We start from the raw sequence: 16,311 nt of genomic DNA on the forward strand, positions 1-16,311 counted from the left end.
ACTCCTTTATTTTTTCAGCTTAGCTACTTGTATGGCTATTAATTTGGGCAAATAATTGGGTGTACAATTTTTAGCAACTATTTCATCTTTATACAGCCCTGTACGTTCTCCCAGTGCAACACATCTCGGACGATACTTCTCTTCAAAAATTCCGATTTGAGCCGTCGTGAAATTCATTGCCCATTGAACTTCAGGCACTTCTTTTTCGATACGTGCTTCAATTTTAGAAAGCAATTCTTCACTATTTGACGGTGGCGTTTGTCCAACCCAACGTAAACGAGCTTGGTAATACCAAAAAATTCGTCTTTGTAGTGAAGATTGACTGTTTTCCCAAGTTTCCATTAATGAAATAGTCTTTTTGTCTTTTGAAAGTTGGTTTGCCATTAACCAGTCTATTAGTTGAAGTCTTTCATCTTCATGATGTTGCTTCATGTCGTTATCCAAATTGTCAATGAGTTTTTGCGAGAGTTGCTTTTTGTCCATAATCAAAATTGCCAACTGTCGGGGTAAAAATTGGCCTGTTGACCAAAGCTCCAAAGCCAATTCGTGGTCTTTTTTTATCTCACCCGCAATTTTTCGTAGGTCTCCCAGCTTAGTTTTAGCATTGATCTGAGCCAAGATGTTTTTCGCTTGTGAAGAGAGTTCCATATCAATCTTTTTGTTTTCGGAGAAATAAACAATTTCTGACCTTGAATAACCGTCCGCTTACCTTGTTGTTCTCGATTCAGGAAAATATTTCTTTGTGTTTGTTTCGGTTGTATTTTCCATCTTAATTAGCCTTGTTTCCAAAGCTAAAAATCCAATAACAAAGGTGACGATAATCCCAATTATATACCCTAAATAATCCATACAGTAAGCTTGAATTTTTGTTTTATTCTTTTTCGGAGAGTTCCTTGATAATGTTTATCGCATCATCCCACATTTTCTGATGAAACGGAATATCGCTTTTTGCCATTTTACCAACTTCAATGGAAAGTATGTATCCGTCTTTATCAGGAACGATACGATACTTCTCATAGTAATCGCCTAATGCGGTTTCGGGTTTCTGTTCCACATCATCATAGTAATGCAGTTGTAAATATTCTTCCGGTCTATGAACTTCTACTACTCCAGTTGCACCGATATTGTTTTCTGCATCTCTCCAAATAATTAGCGAGCCTTCATTCCAATCTGTTTCTGCAATCGCACCTCCACCAAATGCTGTTCCCCATTGATTATTAGGATTAAGAACAATATCCCAAATATTTTTCAGACTTGCCCGAATGCGAATTGACTTGTTAAAGCTGCCTGTTTCCACAAAATTGCGAAGCGATTGCCCAAGGATACTTTCCCAACCCTCATTGAAATCTGCTTTTTCGAAGTCAGGATGCGACAGAAAGCTGTCCGTACCTGAATGGGTCAGTTTCAAACGGGTTTTGTTCTCGTCTTCACTAAACAACTCAAATGTTACTAATGATTGTCCCTCATAACCCTCATAGCTCCAAGTATAAGCAATTTTTGTTATTGGCTTAGCTTCCACAACCTGACACTTGTGCAAATATATTTTCCCCTCGTTTTCTGCAGAAAATTGAAACTCAAATCCAACTTCTGCTTTGAAGTCGGATACGTCAAAATACCACTGTTTCATTTGGTCTTTATTCGTAAGAGCTTCCCAAACTTTTTCCATCGTGGCTTCGTAAATACGTTCGATTACTACTATTTTCTTGTTCATTATTTTGATCTTTTATTGTTGTTAAGAAATTTGCCCAATGCGTCCAATTTGCTTTCCCAAAACTGTTTGTACTGTGATACCCATTCGTTTATTTCGTTCAGTTTTTCCAATTTTGCTTCGCAAATCCGTTCACGTCCTTGTTGCTTCATATTTAGCAAACCACATTCTGCTAATATTTTTAAATGGAGTGATATGGCTTGCCGACTTACATCAAACTGTTCAGCAATGGTGTTGACATTGACAGGTTCTTTTGCAATCATACCGATAATAGCTCTCCGTGTCGGGTCTGCAATAGCTTGAAATACATCTCTTCGTGTCTCCATAATATGCAAGTATTTGCTTGCAAATATAAAAGCAAGCATTTACTTGCGCAATTTTTTTTATACTTAATTTCAATTAATACCTTGGAAGCATAACTTATTAGCCATTAACGGATAGCAATAAATCGAGCAATATGCTTACGTGCTCGACCTCCATTCCATTGACAGAAGTTGGGTATAGGAAGGGTAGCAGGATTACCTCGCTGCGCTCGGTGATCCTATAGGTGAGGATGACAGACAAAAAGCTCCGCACTACGTGATTGGGCTTTTGTTGTTTACTGATTGAACTGGTGAACTCGGCTCCCGCTGGATTACCTCGCTGCGCTCGGTGATCCTATAGGTGAGGATGACAGACAAAAAGCTCCGCACTACGTGCTTGGCTTTTGTTGTTTACTGATTGAACTGGTGAACTCGGCTCCCGCTGGATTACCTCGCTGCGCTCGGTGATCCTATAGGTGAGGATGACAGACAAAAAGCTCCGCACTACGTGCTTGGCTTTTGTTGTTTTACAACTCGCTCAAGCAAGCTTGGCTCGTTGTAAAACAACAAAAGCCCTTGCTTTCGCAAGAGCTTTTTGTCTGTCGGGGTGGCAGGATTCGAACCTACGACCTCCACATCCCAAATGTGGCGCGATACCGGGCTACGCTACACCCCGATCTTTCCATTTAACAATCGTATTCTTTTGTAAACGGAGTGCAAATATAGAATTTGTTTTCTAATAAATAAAATTTATTTAACAGTTTTTTTTGATGCAAATTGTAGGAACTTTCCTATCAATTTGCCGGTGCGTTCTAGGTTTTCAGCAGTACATTTTTTTAGTTCCTCAAGGGACACTGCTCCATGCCCCGTTGGAATTAAGATATCAAAATAAGCATCCATTTGTTCATTCGTTTGCAAGGGGACGTTACCGGCTACTCCGATGACAGGTAGTCCCAAGGCTTTCGCCCTATATGCCACACCGAAAGGGCCTTTTCCATCCAATGTTTGTAAGTCAATAGCCCCCTCTCCTGTTATCAGCAAATCGGCTTTGATGAGCTTTTTATCGAAGTCTGTCACTTTCAAGAAATAATCAATCCCATTCAATAGCTCGGCATCCAACATAGCCCACAATCCCGCAGCCACCCCACCTGCTGCACCACCTCCTATTAACCGACTGGCATCTTTCTTTAGCTGAGTTGTCCAGATACAATTCAAATGCTCTAAAAAATCGTCCAATATCTCCTGTTGTTCCACGGAAGCACCTTTTTGTGGTCCAAATACAAAAGCGGCCCCCTTGCTCCCTAGCAGCTTATTTTTTACATCTGTTAAAACAGTAAACCGACAGTATTCAATTCGCTTGTCTAATCCCGACAAATCAATTCTATCAAGTTTCAAAAGTTCCAATGGAGATACCTTTAGCTCCTCCCCCTTTTTATCTAGAAACTTGGCGCCCATTGCGCTTAATATACCACAAGCTCCATCCACGGTTGCCGAACCTCCTACACCTAAAATAATATATCTTGCACCCCTGACTAGAGCATCCTTTATCATAAGTCCGGTTCCCTGACTCGTTGCCTTCATGGGATTTAGTTCATTGTCGGCTAGCAATCGTATCCCCGATGCATCGGCCATTTCAATGTACGCAGTAGCAGTCTTCTGATCATAGCCGTAATTGGCCTTGATTGGCCTACCTAAAGGATCAATTGTATTGACTTCAACAGTATTCAGACACAGATGTTTGATCAGCAACTTCATGGTGCCATCGCCCCCGTCTCCAATTGGAAAACAGCTAAGGGAACATATCAGCCCACTCTCTTTCAGGCCTTCAGCCAGTGCAATGGCTGCTTGATCGGCCGCCAAGCTATTCTTAAACGCATTAGGTGCTATGAGTATCTGCATAACTATTCTTTTGCCAGGCTGTTAATCAATTCGTGGCGGCATGAGTTTATATACGACCGGTGTTATGATCCGCGACAGAAGGGTCGAGCTAATTAATCCGCCTATCATAACAATAGCCAAAGGCGAAATGAGGGGATTACTCGACCAAGCAATCGGTAGCAAACCGCCAATGGCTGTCAGTGTCGTTAGAATGATAGGTAAAAATCTTATTTCACCTGCCTTCTCAATTGCCTCATTCAATTCCATACCTTCACGCCTGAGTTGATTGGTAAAATCCACCAGCAAAATTGTGTTCTTGACCTCTATGCCTGCTAACGCCACAATACCGATCGTGGCTACAAAGGATAACGTGTTACCGGTGACCAGCAACGCCAGTACCGCCCCGACGATACCTAATGGAATGACTGAAAGAACAATAAGCGTACTCTTGAAGGTCTTGAATTCTAATACGAGTACCGCAATAAAGAGAAAAACAGTAACCATAATGACGGTTCCAAACCCACCGAATGACTCTTGTCTACTTTCTACTTCACCACCCATTTCGTAGTGGTAACCGGTTGGTAGCTTCATACTATCCATCTTCTTAATTACCTCATTGATAACTCGGTCATTTAAATACCCTTTCTTAACAAACGCATTAACCGAAATCGTTCGTATCTTGTTGATGTGATTTATGCTGACAGGCGACGACTCAAAGCCGACTTCGGCTAATTGCTTTAATGGTATAGCTACGCCTTGTACATTGTTTACGTAAAGATTATTTAGTACCGATAAATCCGGATAAGCCGCTCTTGGCACGCTAAGGCGTATACGGTAGTCGTCATCGTCTGAAGCAGGATTTGTATAAGTAGCTAAATCGATACCTGCCAACGCCATACGAATTGTTCTATCGATGGAAACACTAGGCACGCCAAGACTTAGTGCTTTTTCCTTGTTAATGCTTAAACGAATATCGGTTTTATAGTTCTTAACGGGGTTATTCACATAAATAGTCCCTTCTGTTTCTTTTAAAGTTTGTTCAACATGAGCGGCCAACGATCGTAAAGTGTCTAAATTTTCACCAAACAAACGAACTTCAACCGGTGATATAATGGGCACGCCTTGCTCAAAATCTTTTACTTCTACCTTAGCGCCCGGGTACGGCGTCCACGCATCTCTTAACCTTTCGATAATGGCGACCTTTTCATCTGATTTAACGTCACTCCTAAGTTGAACGAAAATTTCAGCAAAGTCGGTGCGCTGATTTTGTTGGGCAACGTTATAGTAAATACGTGGGTTACCTTTGCCCACATTCGCTGTATAATACTGCACTTGAGGAATCGATTTTAATTCTCGTTCTATTTGTCTGGTAATGCTATCGGTATAAAATATACTTGCTTGCTGTGGTGCAGAAATATCAATTAAAAATTGTGGCTTCTCCGATGCCGGGAACAAACTGAAGCCAATGACAGGAATCAAACCCAGCGAACCAATGAAAATGATGCCTGCCACCAATATCGCGATCCACGGTTTTTTAAGCGCCTTATCCAGCAAGACGGCATAGGTTCCGTGAATAATCCGTTGAAAAGCCCTTAATACAGCATTTCCTTCCGGGTTCTCATGCGCTTTCAACAAACGACTTGATAGAAAGGGCACAACCGTCAGCGCAATAATCATCGAGGCAATGACGGTGCTGATAACGGCTACCGGCAAACTTCTAATGAAATCACCGGAAGCTTCCGGCATAAACATTAATGGCATAAAGGCAATGACCAGCGTTGCCGTACAACCCAGAACCGCCATAGCAATTTGCCCTGTTCCTTTTATCGCAGCATCAAGCCTTGAATGTCCTTCCCGCAGCCATCGTTCTATGTTTTCAACCACAACGATGCTGTCGTCCACCAAAAGTCCCAGTGCAACAACAAAACCAACGATACTTAATTGGTTTAAACTGAAACCAAAAATATGTAAGAGCACTAAACCAATGGAAAGAGAAAGAGGTATCGCTATCATCACGACCATGGAAGCCCGATTTCCTAATGGCAATAAGGTAATTAAAACCAATGAAACAGCAATTAAAAAATCAATACCCAAACCGCTCAAGCGATGATTAACATTCTCCGCCTGATCAAAGTGCAACACCAAATCCATGTTTTTTGGCAAGCTTTGCTTAAATTTTTCAATAACAGGCAAATAAGCCTCTTGCGTTTTGCTTATATTTTCACCGGATTTCTGTGCCGCATTAATTAACAAGCAACGGTAACCATTTAGGCGGGTAATGTGGTCATCAGGTGCAAAGTCCGGATAAACATCCGCAACATCCTTTAACAATACATTCTTCCCTTCGCTACTAAATACAATCGTATTCCCAATCTCATCGATACTTTGGTAGTTACCGCTGGTTTTGACACTGAAGGACTTCCCCCCGCCCAATATGCTACCGCCCGGAATATTAGCGGCTTCACTTTGAACCGCTTCCATCACCGTGTTAAGTGGAATACGCATCTGCGCCAAACGATCGGGGTGAACATCTATGCGCACCAGCTGCTCGGGCAAACCACTTATTTTCACTTCTTTGAGTGACGGAATCTTCTCCAATTCATCTTGTAGATTTTCGGCTACTTTCTTTAATGCCTTTCGGGATGCATTTTGGGATATTAACGCCAACTGAACAACATTTACCCCGCTGGGTTCCACCTTCTGAATGTCTATATTATAAATATCTTGAGGCAACTCTGCGCGTAATGCTCCGATTTCCCGCACCAGCTCCTGATATTTACTATCGTAATCACTTTCAAATTTATACTCCACCGTTAATACAGCGAGCCCATTTAAAATGGTAGTTTTAATCCGCTTAATATCATCCAAGCCATATATCTTCGTTTCCATCGGCTTAACCACCAGTTCCTCCATATCTTTTGGACTTGTCCCGGGATATACCACTACCACCGGAAACATAGGCGTTTGCATTTCCGGATCTTCTGCCCTTGGCATGCTTAACATAGTGCTTATGCCCACTACTACCGCCATGATGACCATAATCAAGGTGAACTGGCTGTTCTTTATTGCATACGATGAAAGGTTCATTTTTTTTAGCTTTCAGCAGTCAGCAATCAGCTTTCTGCTACTTAACGAATTCCTGCTCTACTACTTAACTACTCAACTACTTAACCACACAACTACTTAACCACTTAACCACTCAACTACTTAACCACTCAACTACTTAACTACTTAACCACTCAACTACTTAACTACTTAACCACTCAACTACTTAACTACTTAACCACTTTAATTGGTGACCCATCTGTTAAATAGGCATTTCCTGAAATAATCAACGATGGGGTGTTTTCCAATCCCGCTGAGATTGACACCGTATTTTGTTGAATAGCATCTACCTTTACCTCAACCTGCCTAGCTGTTTTTCCGTCATTCGTAACGAAAACAAAAGCCTTTCCGGCATCGCCATCTAAAATAGCGTCGTAGGGTATTTGCCAATGAGACGCATCTTCCTTCGTCTGTATGACAGCTTGGGCAAACATACCCGTACCGATTTTTTTGCCGTAATCACCCGGAAGAAGTTTAAGCATAATGGTGAATACACCGGAAGCGGGGTCGATCCCCTCCGATTTTTTATAAACCAGCGCCGCCACCTTGTTCCCAAGCACTTCGGAAGAGATAATAGCAGAATCACCGACCGCTATACGCGACCACTGTTGATCACTCACACCTACTTTCAACTGCCAATCGCTGCCCCCCGTCCTATTCAACTGAAGCACAGGACTTCCCGGACCCACAACTTGCCCGTCATTCACAAAGCGTTTCAGCACATAACCTGCTGAAGCCGCCCTAATCTCAGTTTGATTTCGATTATAATTGGCTGCCCGCAATTGCTCTTGGGCAATTCGAAGGGCAGTTTCGGCATTCTGTAACTGTTCAAGGGTAGCCACACTATCTTTGAATAAGGCTTGCGCCCGCTGAAAATCACGTTGTGCTTTTTCCTCAGAAAGCTTAGCCTGTCCGACACTCGCAGCAACCTCTGTCGGATTCAACGTTGCCAACAATTGACCGGTTTGTACGGCATCACCCTCTTTCACATATATCTTACTAACTACGCCACCATTTTTAAAAGAAAGAATCGCTTCGTTGTCGGTTGTAAAAACGCCGGATGTCTTGATTTGCTGTCCTACCGATTTCTGAGATAATGTTAATAATTTTACGGGTATCGTATCCTCACGGAGCCCATCGGCCGATCGATCGCTGGTGCTTTTACAGGAAACAAAAGCAACCAGAAGTACTAATAGAGAACCAAATCTATTCATAACCTTATTTTTTTAATGGATAAGTGGCTGTTTCCCTTTCCAACTCCGCGGCAGCCAACAAGACGTTATATTTATTAATGAGTGTAGATAATTGAGCGGTGGTTAATTGATTTCTTGCGTCAATTGTTTCAATGTATGTATTAGAACCTACTTTATACCCCTTTTCAATCAGCCGTTGATAAGACGCGGCAGCCTCTAATTGTTTTAAAGAAGAGTGATAATTCTGCCACGCGGCAATCAGATTGTTCTTCGCGATCCTCGAGCTCACTTCCAGTTGTTGCTGCACATGCGCTCTATTAAGAGATGCGTCAGCCAACTCTAATTGCGACTGCTTGATTTTTATGCGGTTTCTATTACCGGTATATATAGGCAAATCAAATTGCAAACCAACCATCAAATAACGCGATTGATCGTTGAAACGCATTTGTTCCGCTTGTGAGCCCAAATCCAAAAATCCGCTAATCTTAGGAATGGAAAACTTTTTGTTCATCTTAATGACATTTTCATTGATAGCTATCACTTGTTGAAGTGATTTCAACTCCTCACGTGACTGAATATCAGGATCTGCCTGTAACAGAACAGTTGCTTTTTCCAAGGCCGCATCAGCATTATACAGAGTATCTATGAATGTCTCTCCTTTTCTGTTGAGTAATGCGTTAAAATATAACCGAGCGTTTATTTGTTGTTGCTCCGCCTGGGTAACCTGCGATCTTACCTGCTCGATTTCGCTGTTAGCGCGAAGCACATAGGCCGGTAGTCCTTTACCGTTTGCCAATAGACGTTCGTTAACCCGCTTGGATTCCTCAGCCAGTTTTAATGCCGATTCATATATTTTTACAGCTTGGTGTGCATTTAAAAAGTTGAAATAGGCCGACTTAATATTTTTCACCAATTCACGCTCGTAAGTCTGCACCTCAAATTCTTGTAAATGAACCTGTTGTTCATTAATCCGCTTATTGTATCCAATATCCGTATTAATAATGGGTACCGTCGTTCTAATCCGAGCGTCATAATAGTTCTTTGGCAAAAAATTGATCGATTCGTTCTGCAGCTGAGGAAAGTCTTGAGAATTTGTCAATTGATTCAAGGTCGTATATACCGGGTTCATCAAATCACCTAAAGGCAATAATATATTTCGACCTCCCGAGGCCGTGCTATAAGTTGCCTGAAGAGCAACGCTTGGCTGGTACATACTCTTTGCTGTCTGGAGAGCCAACATCGCCTTATCCAAGGAAATGTTTTTTTGCTTGAGCACTAAATTGTTATGTCTTCCCTCCTCGATATAAGCATCTAGTGTACTGATTTGCGCCCTCGACAAGAAAGGAATCAGTAACACTAAGCAACAAGCTATTATAAACAGTGTTTTCATTATTAACAGTGTTCTTTAATGAATAAAAAAATTAACCTTTTATCTGTTCCAAAAATTTAATATAACTATCAAAAGCGCAATCAAGAATTTGAGTCCCCTCCTTTAGCTCAATCAAATGCTTCTCAACGACATGGGTGATATGCCCGTGCATATTAAGCGCACACAAACCGTGTACGGTCGACCAAACCAACAAGGAAAACATTTTAGTGTCATGTCCCTTAAAATAACCGGATCGTTGACATTCAGCGATCGTATAAACCAGAAAGTTAAAAGCCTCCACACCATCGTCCCACTGCTCTGCCTCGCTACCGCAAATTTTCTGAAGATATTCCAAAGGCTCCTTCATGATGAACATAAGTTCATAAAATTCACGATTTTCCATGGAAAACTGCAAATAGGTTCGCCCCATCGCTTTCAAGCGCTCAAATGGGTCATCCACGTTACTAAGGGCAGAAAATTTAGTGCGCAACACCTTGAATCCTTCCTTCTGTAACGTATAGATAATATCGTTTTTATCTTTATAATAAAGATAAATGGTAGTCGGACTGAACTCAATGGCTGATGCTATTTTCCGGATAGAAGTAGCTTCATAACCTTCTTTCAAAAACAGCACTTTCGCAGCGTCTAAAATACGCTGACGCAAATCTTCTTTATGCCTCTCTTTGCGTTCCTTTATTCCCATTTTTATACCTCAAGCAAATAACACAGCAAACATAGTTAACAGTGTTAATATTTCCAAATTTATTTTGTAATAAGCTCTTAGATGTTAGTCGAGAGGTGTCATTAATTAGCTTGCGGCAGACACCGAAAACCTCTCCGTCTTATAATATTGTTACACCAATCCATATATATTCAAAAACAAAAATTTTACCTTCGTTCAAAAAAATTGGCCGATTAACAAATCGGTATTTGTTCAAATAAGCAATAAACATTTGGGTATCTATAAAAAAGAATTGTTTATTTTTAACTTAATGATTCAATTTGCCAAATTTCTACAACAAATAATTTAACACACATGAAGTATTATTCCCCTTTACTTTACTGCAGTCTGGCCTTTGCTATCTTTCAAGGCTGCTCGCAAGCTGAAAAGAGCACAACACTCACTAATACTCCTGAGAAACTAATCGATCCTGCCAATATGGACACAACTTTTAAATCGGGAGATGATTTTTTTCATTATGCAAGCGGCGTCTGGCTGAAAAACAATCCAGTACCGGCCAAAGAAACGCGTTGGGGTAGCTTCAACCAACTACGAGATTTTAACGCAAAAGCAGTAAAGAGCATTTTGGAAGAGGTTTCCACAAAAAAAGATGCAAAAACAGGTAGCGTGGAACAACGCGTGGGGGATTTTTTCTCGAGTGCGATGGATAGCGTTGGGATCGATGCTGCGGGCAAAGAACCAATTAAAGATGATTTAACGCGCATCAACAGTATAAAGGATATCGATGGCGTTGTCAAAGAAATTGCATTTCAGCGAACAATTGGAATTGGTTCCCCTCTTTATAATTTTTACGTCGATCAAGACGAAAAAAATACAGCAGCCAACATTGCGCAATTTGGTCAAGGTGGACTCACACTCCCTGATCGCGACTATTATCTAGTTAATAACACGAGAAATCGTGATATTAAACAAGCTTACGAAACTTATGTTCAGCAGCTATTTACCCTGGCAGGAACTAACGACACGGAAACGGTTAAAAAGTTTGAACAAATATGGAATATAGAAGCTGCTCTCGCGAAAGCCGAATGGAGTCGGGAGGATATGCGAGATCCCTACAGAACCTACAACAAACTTACATTAGCCGACTTAAAGAAGAACGCTCCCCAACTCAATTGGGAGACGACTTTTAGTACGCTAAAGATTGAGGATGCAGACAGCGTAATAGTCAACAATCCTTCATTTTTCGTCGAGGCATCTAAGCTACTTGCAAAAAAATCGGTTGACGAATGGAAAACATATTTGCAATGGAATATGCTTAAAACTGCAGCACCACACTTAAGCACGCCTTTTGTCAAAGCTAATTTTGCTTTCACACAGGCCCTGACAGGTCAGAAAGAGATGACACCCCGTTGGCAACGCAGTTTTGAAGTGATTGATCGTTCCATCGGTGACTTATTAGGCCAATTATATGTAGCCAAATATTTCAAACCTGATGCAAAAAAACGAATGGTTGAATTGGTAAAGAACTTATCGGAAACTTACGAGGAACGAATCAAGACACTGGACTGGATGAGTGAAACGACCAAGAAAAAGGCCATTGAAAAACTACAGGCCTTCACACCCAAAATCGGCTATCCCGATAAATGGGAAACCTATGACGGTTTGGAAATAAAGAAGGATGATTATTATGGAAATATCCGCCGTGCCAAGATATGGAACTATAACGACATGGTGGACCAGTTAGGCAAACCGGTAGACAGAACACGTTGGGGTATGACACCGCCGACTGTGAATGCTTATTACAATCCGGCAAACAATGAAATTGCTTTCCCAGCCGGTATTTTACAATTTCCGTTTTTTGACTTTTCGGCAGATGATGCAGTTAATTATGGTGGGATCGGCGCCGTCATCGGTCATGAGATGACGCATGGCTTTGACGATCAGGGAAGGCAATACGCTGCCGATGGTAACTTAAAAGACTGGTGGACAAAAGAAGATGCGGATAATTTCAAAAAATTGGCGAATAAGGTGGTGGAGCAATACAATGGCTACACCGTTCTTGATACACTTCATGTAAAGGGCAAGCTCACCTTGGGAGAAAATCTAGCGGATTTGGGCGGTTTGGCCATGGCCTATGCAGCATTCAAAAAGACTCCTCAAGGGCAATCCAACGAAAAGATTGATGGTTTTACCCCTGATCAGCGTTTCTTTTTATCATGGGCTCAGGTATGGCGTATGAATACTACACCTGAAACAGCCGCTCAATTGATTTTGGTGGATCCCCATGCACCTGCTACAGCACGGACAATCGGCCCCCTAGTTAATATGGATGCTTGGTATAAAGCCTTTAATGTAAAAGAAGGCGATAAGCTATACAAACCGGAGAATGAACGAATCAGGGTTTGGTAGAAAGGTATAAAGCGTAGGGTATAGGGTATAAGGGGGCGGCATACCTTATACCCTATACCTAAAACCTTACCTTAAATCTCAATAAGCTCCAAACATAGGTTCTTTTAAACGACAGATAGGATGATATTCTTTAAAGTCAACTGCCATAGCGATATATCCGTCTCTTACGGGTTCTTCTCTAACCAAATCGGTGCTTAAGTACTTTTTATTGTCATCACATAGCAAAGTAACAATAACTGCATCTTCCCCCAATTCTTCCTTCAGCTTAATGGCTCCAATCACATTAGCACCCGAGGAGATTCCTACGGCCAATCCTAACTGTTCGGCCAATTTTTGGGCCATCAAAATAGCATCACCATCATTCGCCCGAACTACCTTGTCCAATTGATCTAACTGAACAATGGCCGGTATAAATTCATCAGATATCCCTTGTATCCGGTGCGAGCCAACTTTATATCCTGTAGATAGCGTAGGACTTTCGGCCGGTTCCAAAGGATGAATCCGAACTTGGGGATGTACACTGCGTAAATAACTTCCTACACCCATGACCGTCCCACCGGTGCCGACTCCGGCAACAAAAGCATCTGGCTGTAGACCTTTGCTTTTTAATTGTTCCCAAATTTCACGTCCTGTTGTTCGTTCATGTGCTTCACAATTATACCTGTTTTCAAATTGGCGAGGTAAAAACACACCGCCTCTCTCAGCCATCTCTTCACTCATTTTAATACTTCCCAAAAAGCCACCCTCCTCTTTACTCACCAACACAATCTCGGCTCCCATGCTTTTTATGATGTCAATACGTTCGCGACTAAGCCAGTTAGGCATGATAATTTTAACCGGGTGCCCAAGCGCCCTGCCAATCGCTGAAAAGGCTATTCCCGTATTCCCACTCGTTGCTTCAACGATGGTGTCAGTTGGTTTTATTTGACACCCTAAATAAGCTTTATACATAATATATAAAGCCATCCGGTCTTTAATACTTCCGGTTAGATTATAATGTTCGCACTTGACGTAAATCTTATTGGCTTTTCCAAGATATTTGTAATGTAATTCCAGCACCGGCGTATTACCTACTAAATGCCATAAATGCTTGAATCGACTATCCAATTCAGGCGATAGGCAAGCGCTTAATACCTCTTCTTTTGAAATAAAGTTCATTGTATTCAATTTATTTGTTGATAAAAAAATCGCCCTATATTCTTTAGAAAATTCTATATAGACTTAGTAGACAAAGGGTTATTTTTTTTAGCGAAGTATTTTATTGGTTAAATTAACTCCACACTTATTAAGACAAAGGCTGAGCGCCGATATTAGCAGCAAAGGTAGTCTTTTTTATATAAACAATGAAATTCCCTTAATTACGATCGCAATCGGCATAAGCAAGTACGTTGATTTTATGTTTTGTCTACACAAATGCCTGAATCGTCGTCAATAACAACCTTATTGTATATAGTAGCGAACAACCGATTGCACAAGCAAATCTATTTCCTTACTTTCATTTAAAACTTGATAAAGAAGCATTGTTAGCATGTTAACATCCTTATCCTTCAAGCAAGTCCATGTGGCTCTTCATATTTTTATATGGAGCGTCCTATTGCTTTTGCCCTATCTTATCGGATCTGCTGACAATAATTATCAAATTGGTGCTATACCCGGTTGGCTCTTTACACTAACAGGCATAATACATGCCGCCATATTTTATGGAAATGCCTATTTTCTTTATCCAAAGCTATTCAATAAACGATTCTGGTGGTTATATATAGTTGGTAGCCTCTTGTTAATTTTCGTTTCTCTCCGATTAAAGCATTGGCTGCTTTTAAACTATTTTGCTGAAATTCCCCGTAGTCCTTTGGTTTATAGATTCCTCTTCGCTCCTTCCATTCTTGTCTTTGTCATAAGTTTTGTTTACCGTATGGTGTTAAACAGGATTCGAGCAGAACGATTACAAAAAGAACGGCTAGCGGTTCAATTACAGGCCGAACTTAAATTTCTCCGCACGCAAATCAGTCCGCATTTCCTTTTCAACGTATTGACCAACATGGTGTCCCTTGCCCGAAAAAAATCTGATAAATTAGAAGAATCCCTTATTATGTTGTCAGGTATAATGCGTTACATGCTTTACGACACAGAAGGCAAAAAAGTCGCTTTAATCAAGGAAATTGAATATTTAGAAAATTACATTCAGCTGCAAGCCTTGCGATTTGGGCAAGAAGTCAGGATAATCAGCCAGCTGTCAAGGCCAGCCGAGGACAAGCAATATGTTATTGAACCCATGTTGCTTATACCATTTGTTGAAAATGCTTTTAAACACGGTGTTACCCACTTGGAAGCTCCACAAATCCATATCTCTTTGACAGTACAGGATGACGTGCTCTTTTTTGAAGTTCGAAATCACTATCAAAGCCAGCATAAAACCGTCCATGAACGATCAAGTGGTATAGGACTGGAGAACACGAAACAGCGTTTAGAACTTTTATATAAAGAGAAATACGCATTAAAAACCAATGCAGACAATAATCTGTTTTGCATACAACTTACACTTAAACTAATATGATGAGGTGTTTAATTGTAGATGATGAAGTATTGGTGCGAGAGCTGATGGAAGATAATATTCGGCAAGTACCCTTTCTAAATTTAATAAAATCCTGTAGAAATGCGCTGGAAGCGGCAGCTGTATTGCACCAAGAACCGATCGATTTGATTTTTCTGGATATACAAATGCCGCAAATAAGTGGCCTGGAATTTCTGCAGACACTCAAAAAACCACCATTGATCATCTTGGTTACCGCTTATGAGCAATATGCGTTAGAAGGTTTTAATCTACAGGTGGTAGACTATCTCTTAAAGCCCTTTGGCTTTAAGAGATTTTTAAAAGCTTGCAATCGCGCACAGGACTTGTTCGCCATGCAAACCGCCGTAACACCAAAAAAGGAGGAGACGGATCACTTCTTCGTTCATGTTGAGTATACTTTAGTTAAGATTTTGATAAACGAAATAGACTATGTGGAAGGGCTTAAGGACTATATTAAAATTCACTTATCCTCTACATCCAAACCCGTGTTGACGCGCATGACCATGAAATCGATAGAAGAACGATTACAGCCTTTTTCTTTTATACGTACACATAAATCTTACCTGGTTGCTGCAAATAAAATCACGACCGTTAAACGTGATTTCGTATGCATTCGAGACCAAGAAATCCCGATTGGCGAATCTTTCAAGGAACGAGTTAATCAATTATTGAATCTCGGAAGTTAAATTTTTGCTGTTTGTCGACACATATGCTATCCTGGTCTACTTTCCTAAAATACTAAAATCAAAGCCACTAATTTTAAATCAGTAAGGCAAAAAACTGCATCAAAAAGGAAATTTGGTGAAAGCCTTATGAGAAGGTTTAATTTTAAAATTTGGTATTATGTTAGTCTTCATTGCAATTCGGATACTTTTTGTAGCCTGCATGATTTTTATAATCGGCTACATTTATGGGGGATTTTCCCGCAAGCCTGTGTTGGCGACCATTTCGAAAGTCGCTGCAATTCTCATTATTTTTCTTTTTATAGCAGCCAATATTTTCGCTTTCCAATGGCGAGGCAATAGGCCTTTTGGGAAACACGTACATCATTGCGATCAGATTGAATACAGGCAAGATAAAGAAGAACGTTAAT

Annotated in this window: 13 protein-coding genes and 1 tRNA gene; 4 read left to right on the plus strand and 10 right to left on the minus strand. The window is 40.8% G+C overall.

Features of this window, described 5'->3' with window-relative positions; genetic code table 11:
- Window positions 1-6: 6 nt before the first annotated feature.
- From ACH11B_RS24850 to ACH11B_RS24890, 9 genes are all read right to left on the minus strand, one after another.
- Window positions 7-648 carry a DNA alkylation repair protein gene (locus ACH11B_RS24850; protein WP_377610940.1) on the minus strand — a complete coding sequence of 214 codons (642 nt, stop codon included), beginning with the start codon at window positions 646-648 and terminating at the stop codon, window positions 7-9.
- Between the two features lie 223 nt (window positions 649-871).
- Window positions 872-1,711, minus strand: coding sequence for an SRPBCC domain-containing protein (locus tag ACH11B_RS24855; RefSeq protein WP_377610942.1), 840 nt, complete (start codon window positions 1,709-1,711; stop codon window positions 872-874).
- Window positions 1,711-2,034, minus strand: coding sequence for a helix-turn-helix transcriptional regulator (locus ACH11B_RS24860; RefSeq protein ID WP_242627407.1), 324 nt, complete (start codon window positions 2,032-2,034; stop codon window positions 1,711-1,713). The genes ACH11B_RS24855 and ACH11B_RS24860 overlap by 1 nt, the downstream gene beginning before the upstream one ends.
- Before the next feature lie 578 nt (window positions 2,035-2,612).
- Window positions 2,613-2,686 (minus strand) — tRNA-Pro (locus ACH11B_RS24865).
- Window positions 2,687-2,760: 74 nt separating this feature from the next.
- Window positions 2,761-3,909 carry a glycerate kinase gene (locus tag ACH11B_RS24870; RefSeq protein WP_377610944.1) on the minus strand — a complete coding sequence of 383 codons (1,149 nt, stop codon included), beginning with the start codon at window positions 3,907-3,909 and terminating at the stop codon, window positions 2,761-2,763.
- A gap of 21 nt (window positions 3,910-3,930) precedes the next feature.
- Window positions 3,931-6,975: an efflux RND transporter permease subunit gene (locus ACH11B_RS24875; protein WP_377610946.1), complete on the minus strand. Its 3,045-nt coding sequence runs from the start codon at window positions 6,973-6,975 to the stop codon at window positions 3,931-3,933.
- A gap of 188 nt (window positions 6,976-7,163) precedes the next feature.
- Window positions 7,164-8,207: an efflux RND transporter periplasmic adaptor subunit gene (locus tag ACH11B_RS24880; protein ID WP_377610948.1), complete on the minus strand. Its 1,044-nt coding sequence runs from the start codon at window positions 8,205-8,207 to the stop codon at window positions 7,164-7,166.
- Window positions 8,208-8,211: 4 nt separating this feature from the next.
- Entirely contained in the window at window positions 8,212-9,576 is a 1,365-nt protein-coding gene (locus tag ACH11B_RS24885; protein ID WP_377610950.1) for a TolC family protein, read from the minus strand.
- A 31-nt stretch (window positions 9,577-9,607) separates the two neighbouring features.
- A complete protein-coding gene (locus ACH11B_RS24890; protein ID WP_013667855.1) occupies window positions 9,608-10,258 on the minus strand; it encodes a TetR/AcrR family transcriptional regulator in 651 nt (216 codons plus the stop codon).
- A 333-nt stretch (window positions 10,259-10,591) separates the two neighbouring features.
- On the opposite strand from ACH11B_RS24890, the gene ACH11B_RS24895 reads away from it, so the two are divergent.
- The gene (locus tag ACH11B_RS24895; RefSeq protein ID WP_377610952.1) at window positions 10,592-12,646 is read left to right on the plus strand and encodes a M13 family metallopeptidase; all 2,055 of its coding nucleotides are present in this window, start codon (window positions 10,592-10,594) and stop codon (window positions 12,644-12,646) included.
- A 78-nt stretch (window positions 12,647-12,724) separates the two neighbouring features.
- Here ACH11B_RS24895 and ACH11B_RS24900 read toward each other — a convergent pair whose 3' ends face one another.
- Window positions 12,725-13,804, minus strand: a complete 1,080-nt coding sequence (locus tag ACH11B_RS24900) for a PLP-dependent cysteine synthase family protein (RefSeq protein ID WP_377610954.1) — start codon at window positions 13,802-13,804, stop codon at window positions 12,725-12,727.
- 370 nt (window positions 13,805-14,174) lie between these two features.
- On the opposite strand from ACH11B_RS24900, the gene ACH11B_RS24905 reads away from it, so the two are divergent.
- From ACH11B_RS24905 to ACH11B_RS24915, 3 genes are all read left to right on the plus strand, one after another.
- A complete protein-coding gene (locus ACH11B_RS24905; RefSeq protein ID WP_289552020.1) occupies window positions 14,175-15,200 on the plus strand; it encodes a sensor histidine kinase in 1,026 nt (341 codons plus the stop codon).
- Window positions 15,197-15,904 carry a LytR/AlgR family response regulator transcription factor gene (locus ACH11B_RS24910; protein WP_377610956.1) on the plus strand — a complete coding sequence of 236 codons (708 nt, stop codon included), beginning with the start codon at window positions 15,197-15,199 and terminating at the stop codon, window positions 15,902-15,904. The genes ACH11B_RS24905 and ACH11B_RS24910 overlap by 4 nt, the downstream gene beginning before the upstream one ends.
- A 157-nt stretch (window positions 15,905-16,061) precedes the next feature.
- Window positions 16,062-16,310: a hypothetical protein gene (locus ACH11B_RS24915; RefSeq protein WP_377610958.1), complete on the plus strand. Its 249-nt coding sequence runs from the start codon at window positions 16,062-16,064 to the stop codon at window positions 16,308-16,310.
- Window position 16,311: the final 1 nt, after the last annotated feature.

Source organism: Olivibacter sp. EAT-5 (assembly GCF_044784325.1).
GTDB classification, from domain to species: Bacteria; Bacteroidota; Bacteroidia; order Sphingobacteriales; family Sphingobacteriaceae; genus Olivibacter; species Olivibacter oleidegradans.

What these genes read in the sequence shown, in the direction of transcription:
- ACH11B_RS24855 (WP_377610942.1), bottom strand. Translation starts at nt 1,711, where the DNA reads ATGAACAAGAAAATAGTAGTAATCGAACGTATTTACGAAGCCACGATG.
- ACH11B_RS24850 (WP_377610940.1), bottom strand. Translation starts at nt 648, where the DNA reads ATGGAACTCTCTTCACAAGCGAAAAACATCTTGGCTCAGATCAATGCT.
- ACH11B_RS24905 (WP_289552020.1), top strand. Translation starts at nt 14,175, where the DNA reads ATGTTAACATCCTTATCCTTCAAGCAAGTCCATGTGGCTCTTCATATT.
- ACH11B_RS24895 (WP_377610952.1), top strand. Translation starts at nt 10,592, where the DNA reads ATGAAGTATTATTCCCCTTTACTTTACTGCAGTCTGGCCTTTGCTATC.
- ACH11B_RS24875 (WP_377610946.1), bottom strand. Translation starts at nt 6,975, where the DNA reads ATGAACCTTTCATCGTATGCAATAAAGAACAGCCAGTTCACCTTGATT.
- ACH11B_RS24890 (WP_013667855.1), bottom strand. Translation starts at nt 10,258, where the DNA reads ATGGGAATAAAGGAACGCAAAGAGAGGCATAAAGAAGATTTGCGTCAG.
- ACH11B_RS24900 (WP_377610954.1), bottom strand. Translation starts at nt 13,804, where the DNA reads ATGAACTTTATTTCAAAAGAAGAGGTATTAAGCGCTTGCCTATCGCCT.
- ACH11B_RS24910 (WP_377610956.1), top strand. Translation starts at nt 15,197, where the DNA reads ATGATGAGGTGTTTAATTGTAGATGATGAAGTATTGGTGCGAGAGCTG.
- ACH11B_RS24885 (WP_377610950.1), bottom strand. Translation starts at nt 9,576, where the DNA reads ATGAAAACACTGTTTATAATAGCTTGTTGCTTAGTGTTACTGATTCCT.
- ACH11B_RS24915 (WP_377610958.1), top strand. Translation starts at nt 16,062, where the DNA reads ATGTTAGTCTTCATTGCAATTCGGATACTTTTTGTAGCCTGCATGATT.
- ACH11B_RS24880 (WP_377610948.1), bottom strand. Translation starts at nt 8,207, where the DNA reads ATGAATAGATTTGGTTCTCTATTAGTACTTCTGGTTGCTTTTGTTTCC.
- ACH11B_RS24860 (WP_242627407.1), bottom strand. Translation starts at nt 2,034, where the DNA reads ATGGAGACACGAAGAGATGTATTTCAAGCTATTGCAGACCCGACACGG.
- ACH11B_RS24870 (WP_377610944.1), bottom strand. Translation starts at nt 3,909, where the DNA reads ATGCAGATACTCATAGCACCTAATGCGTTTAAGAATAGCTTGGCGGCC.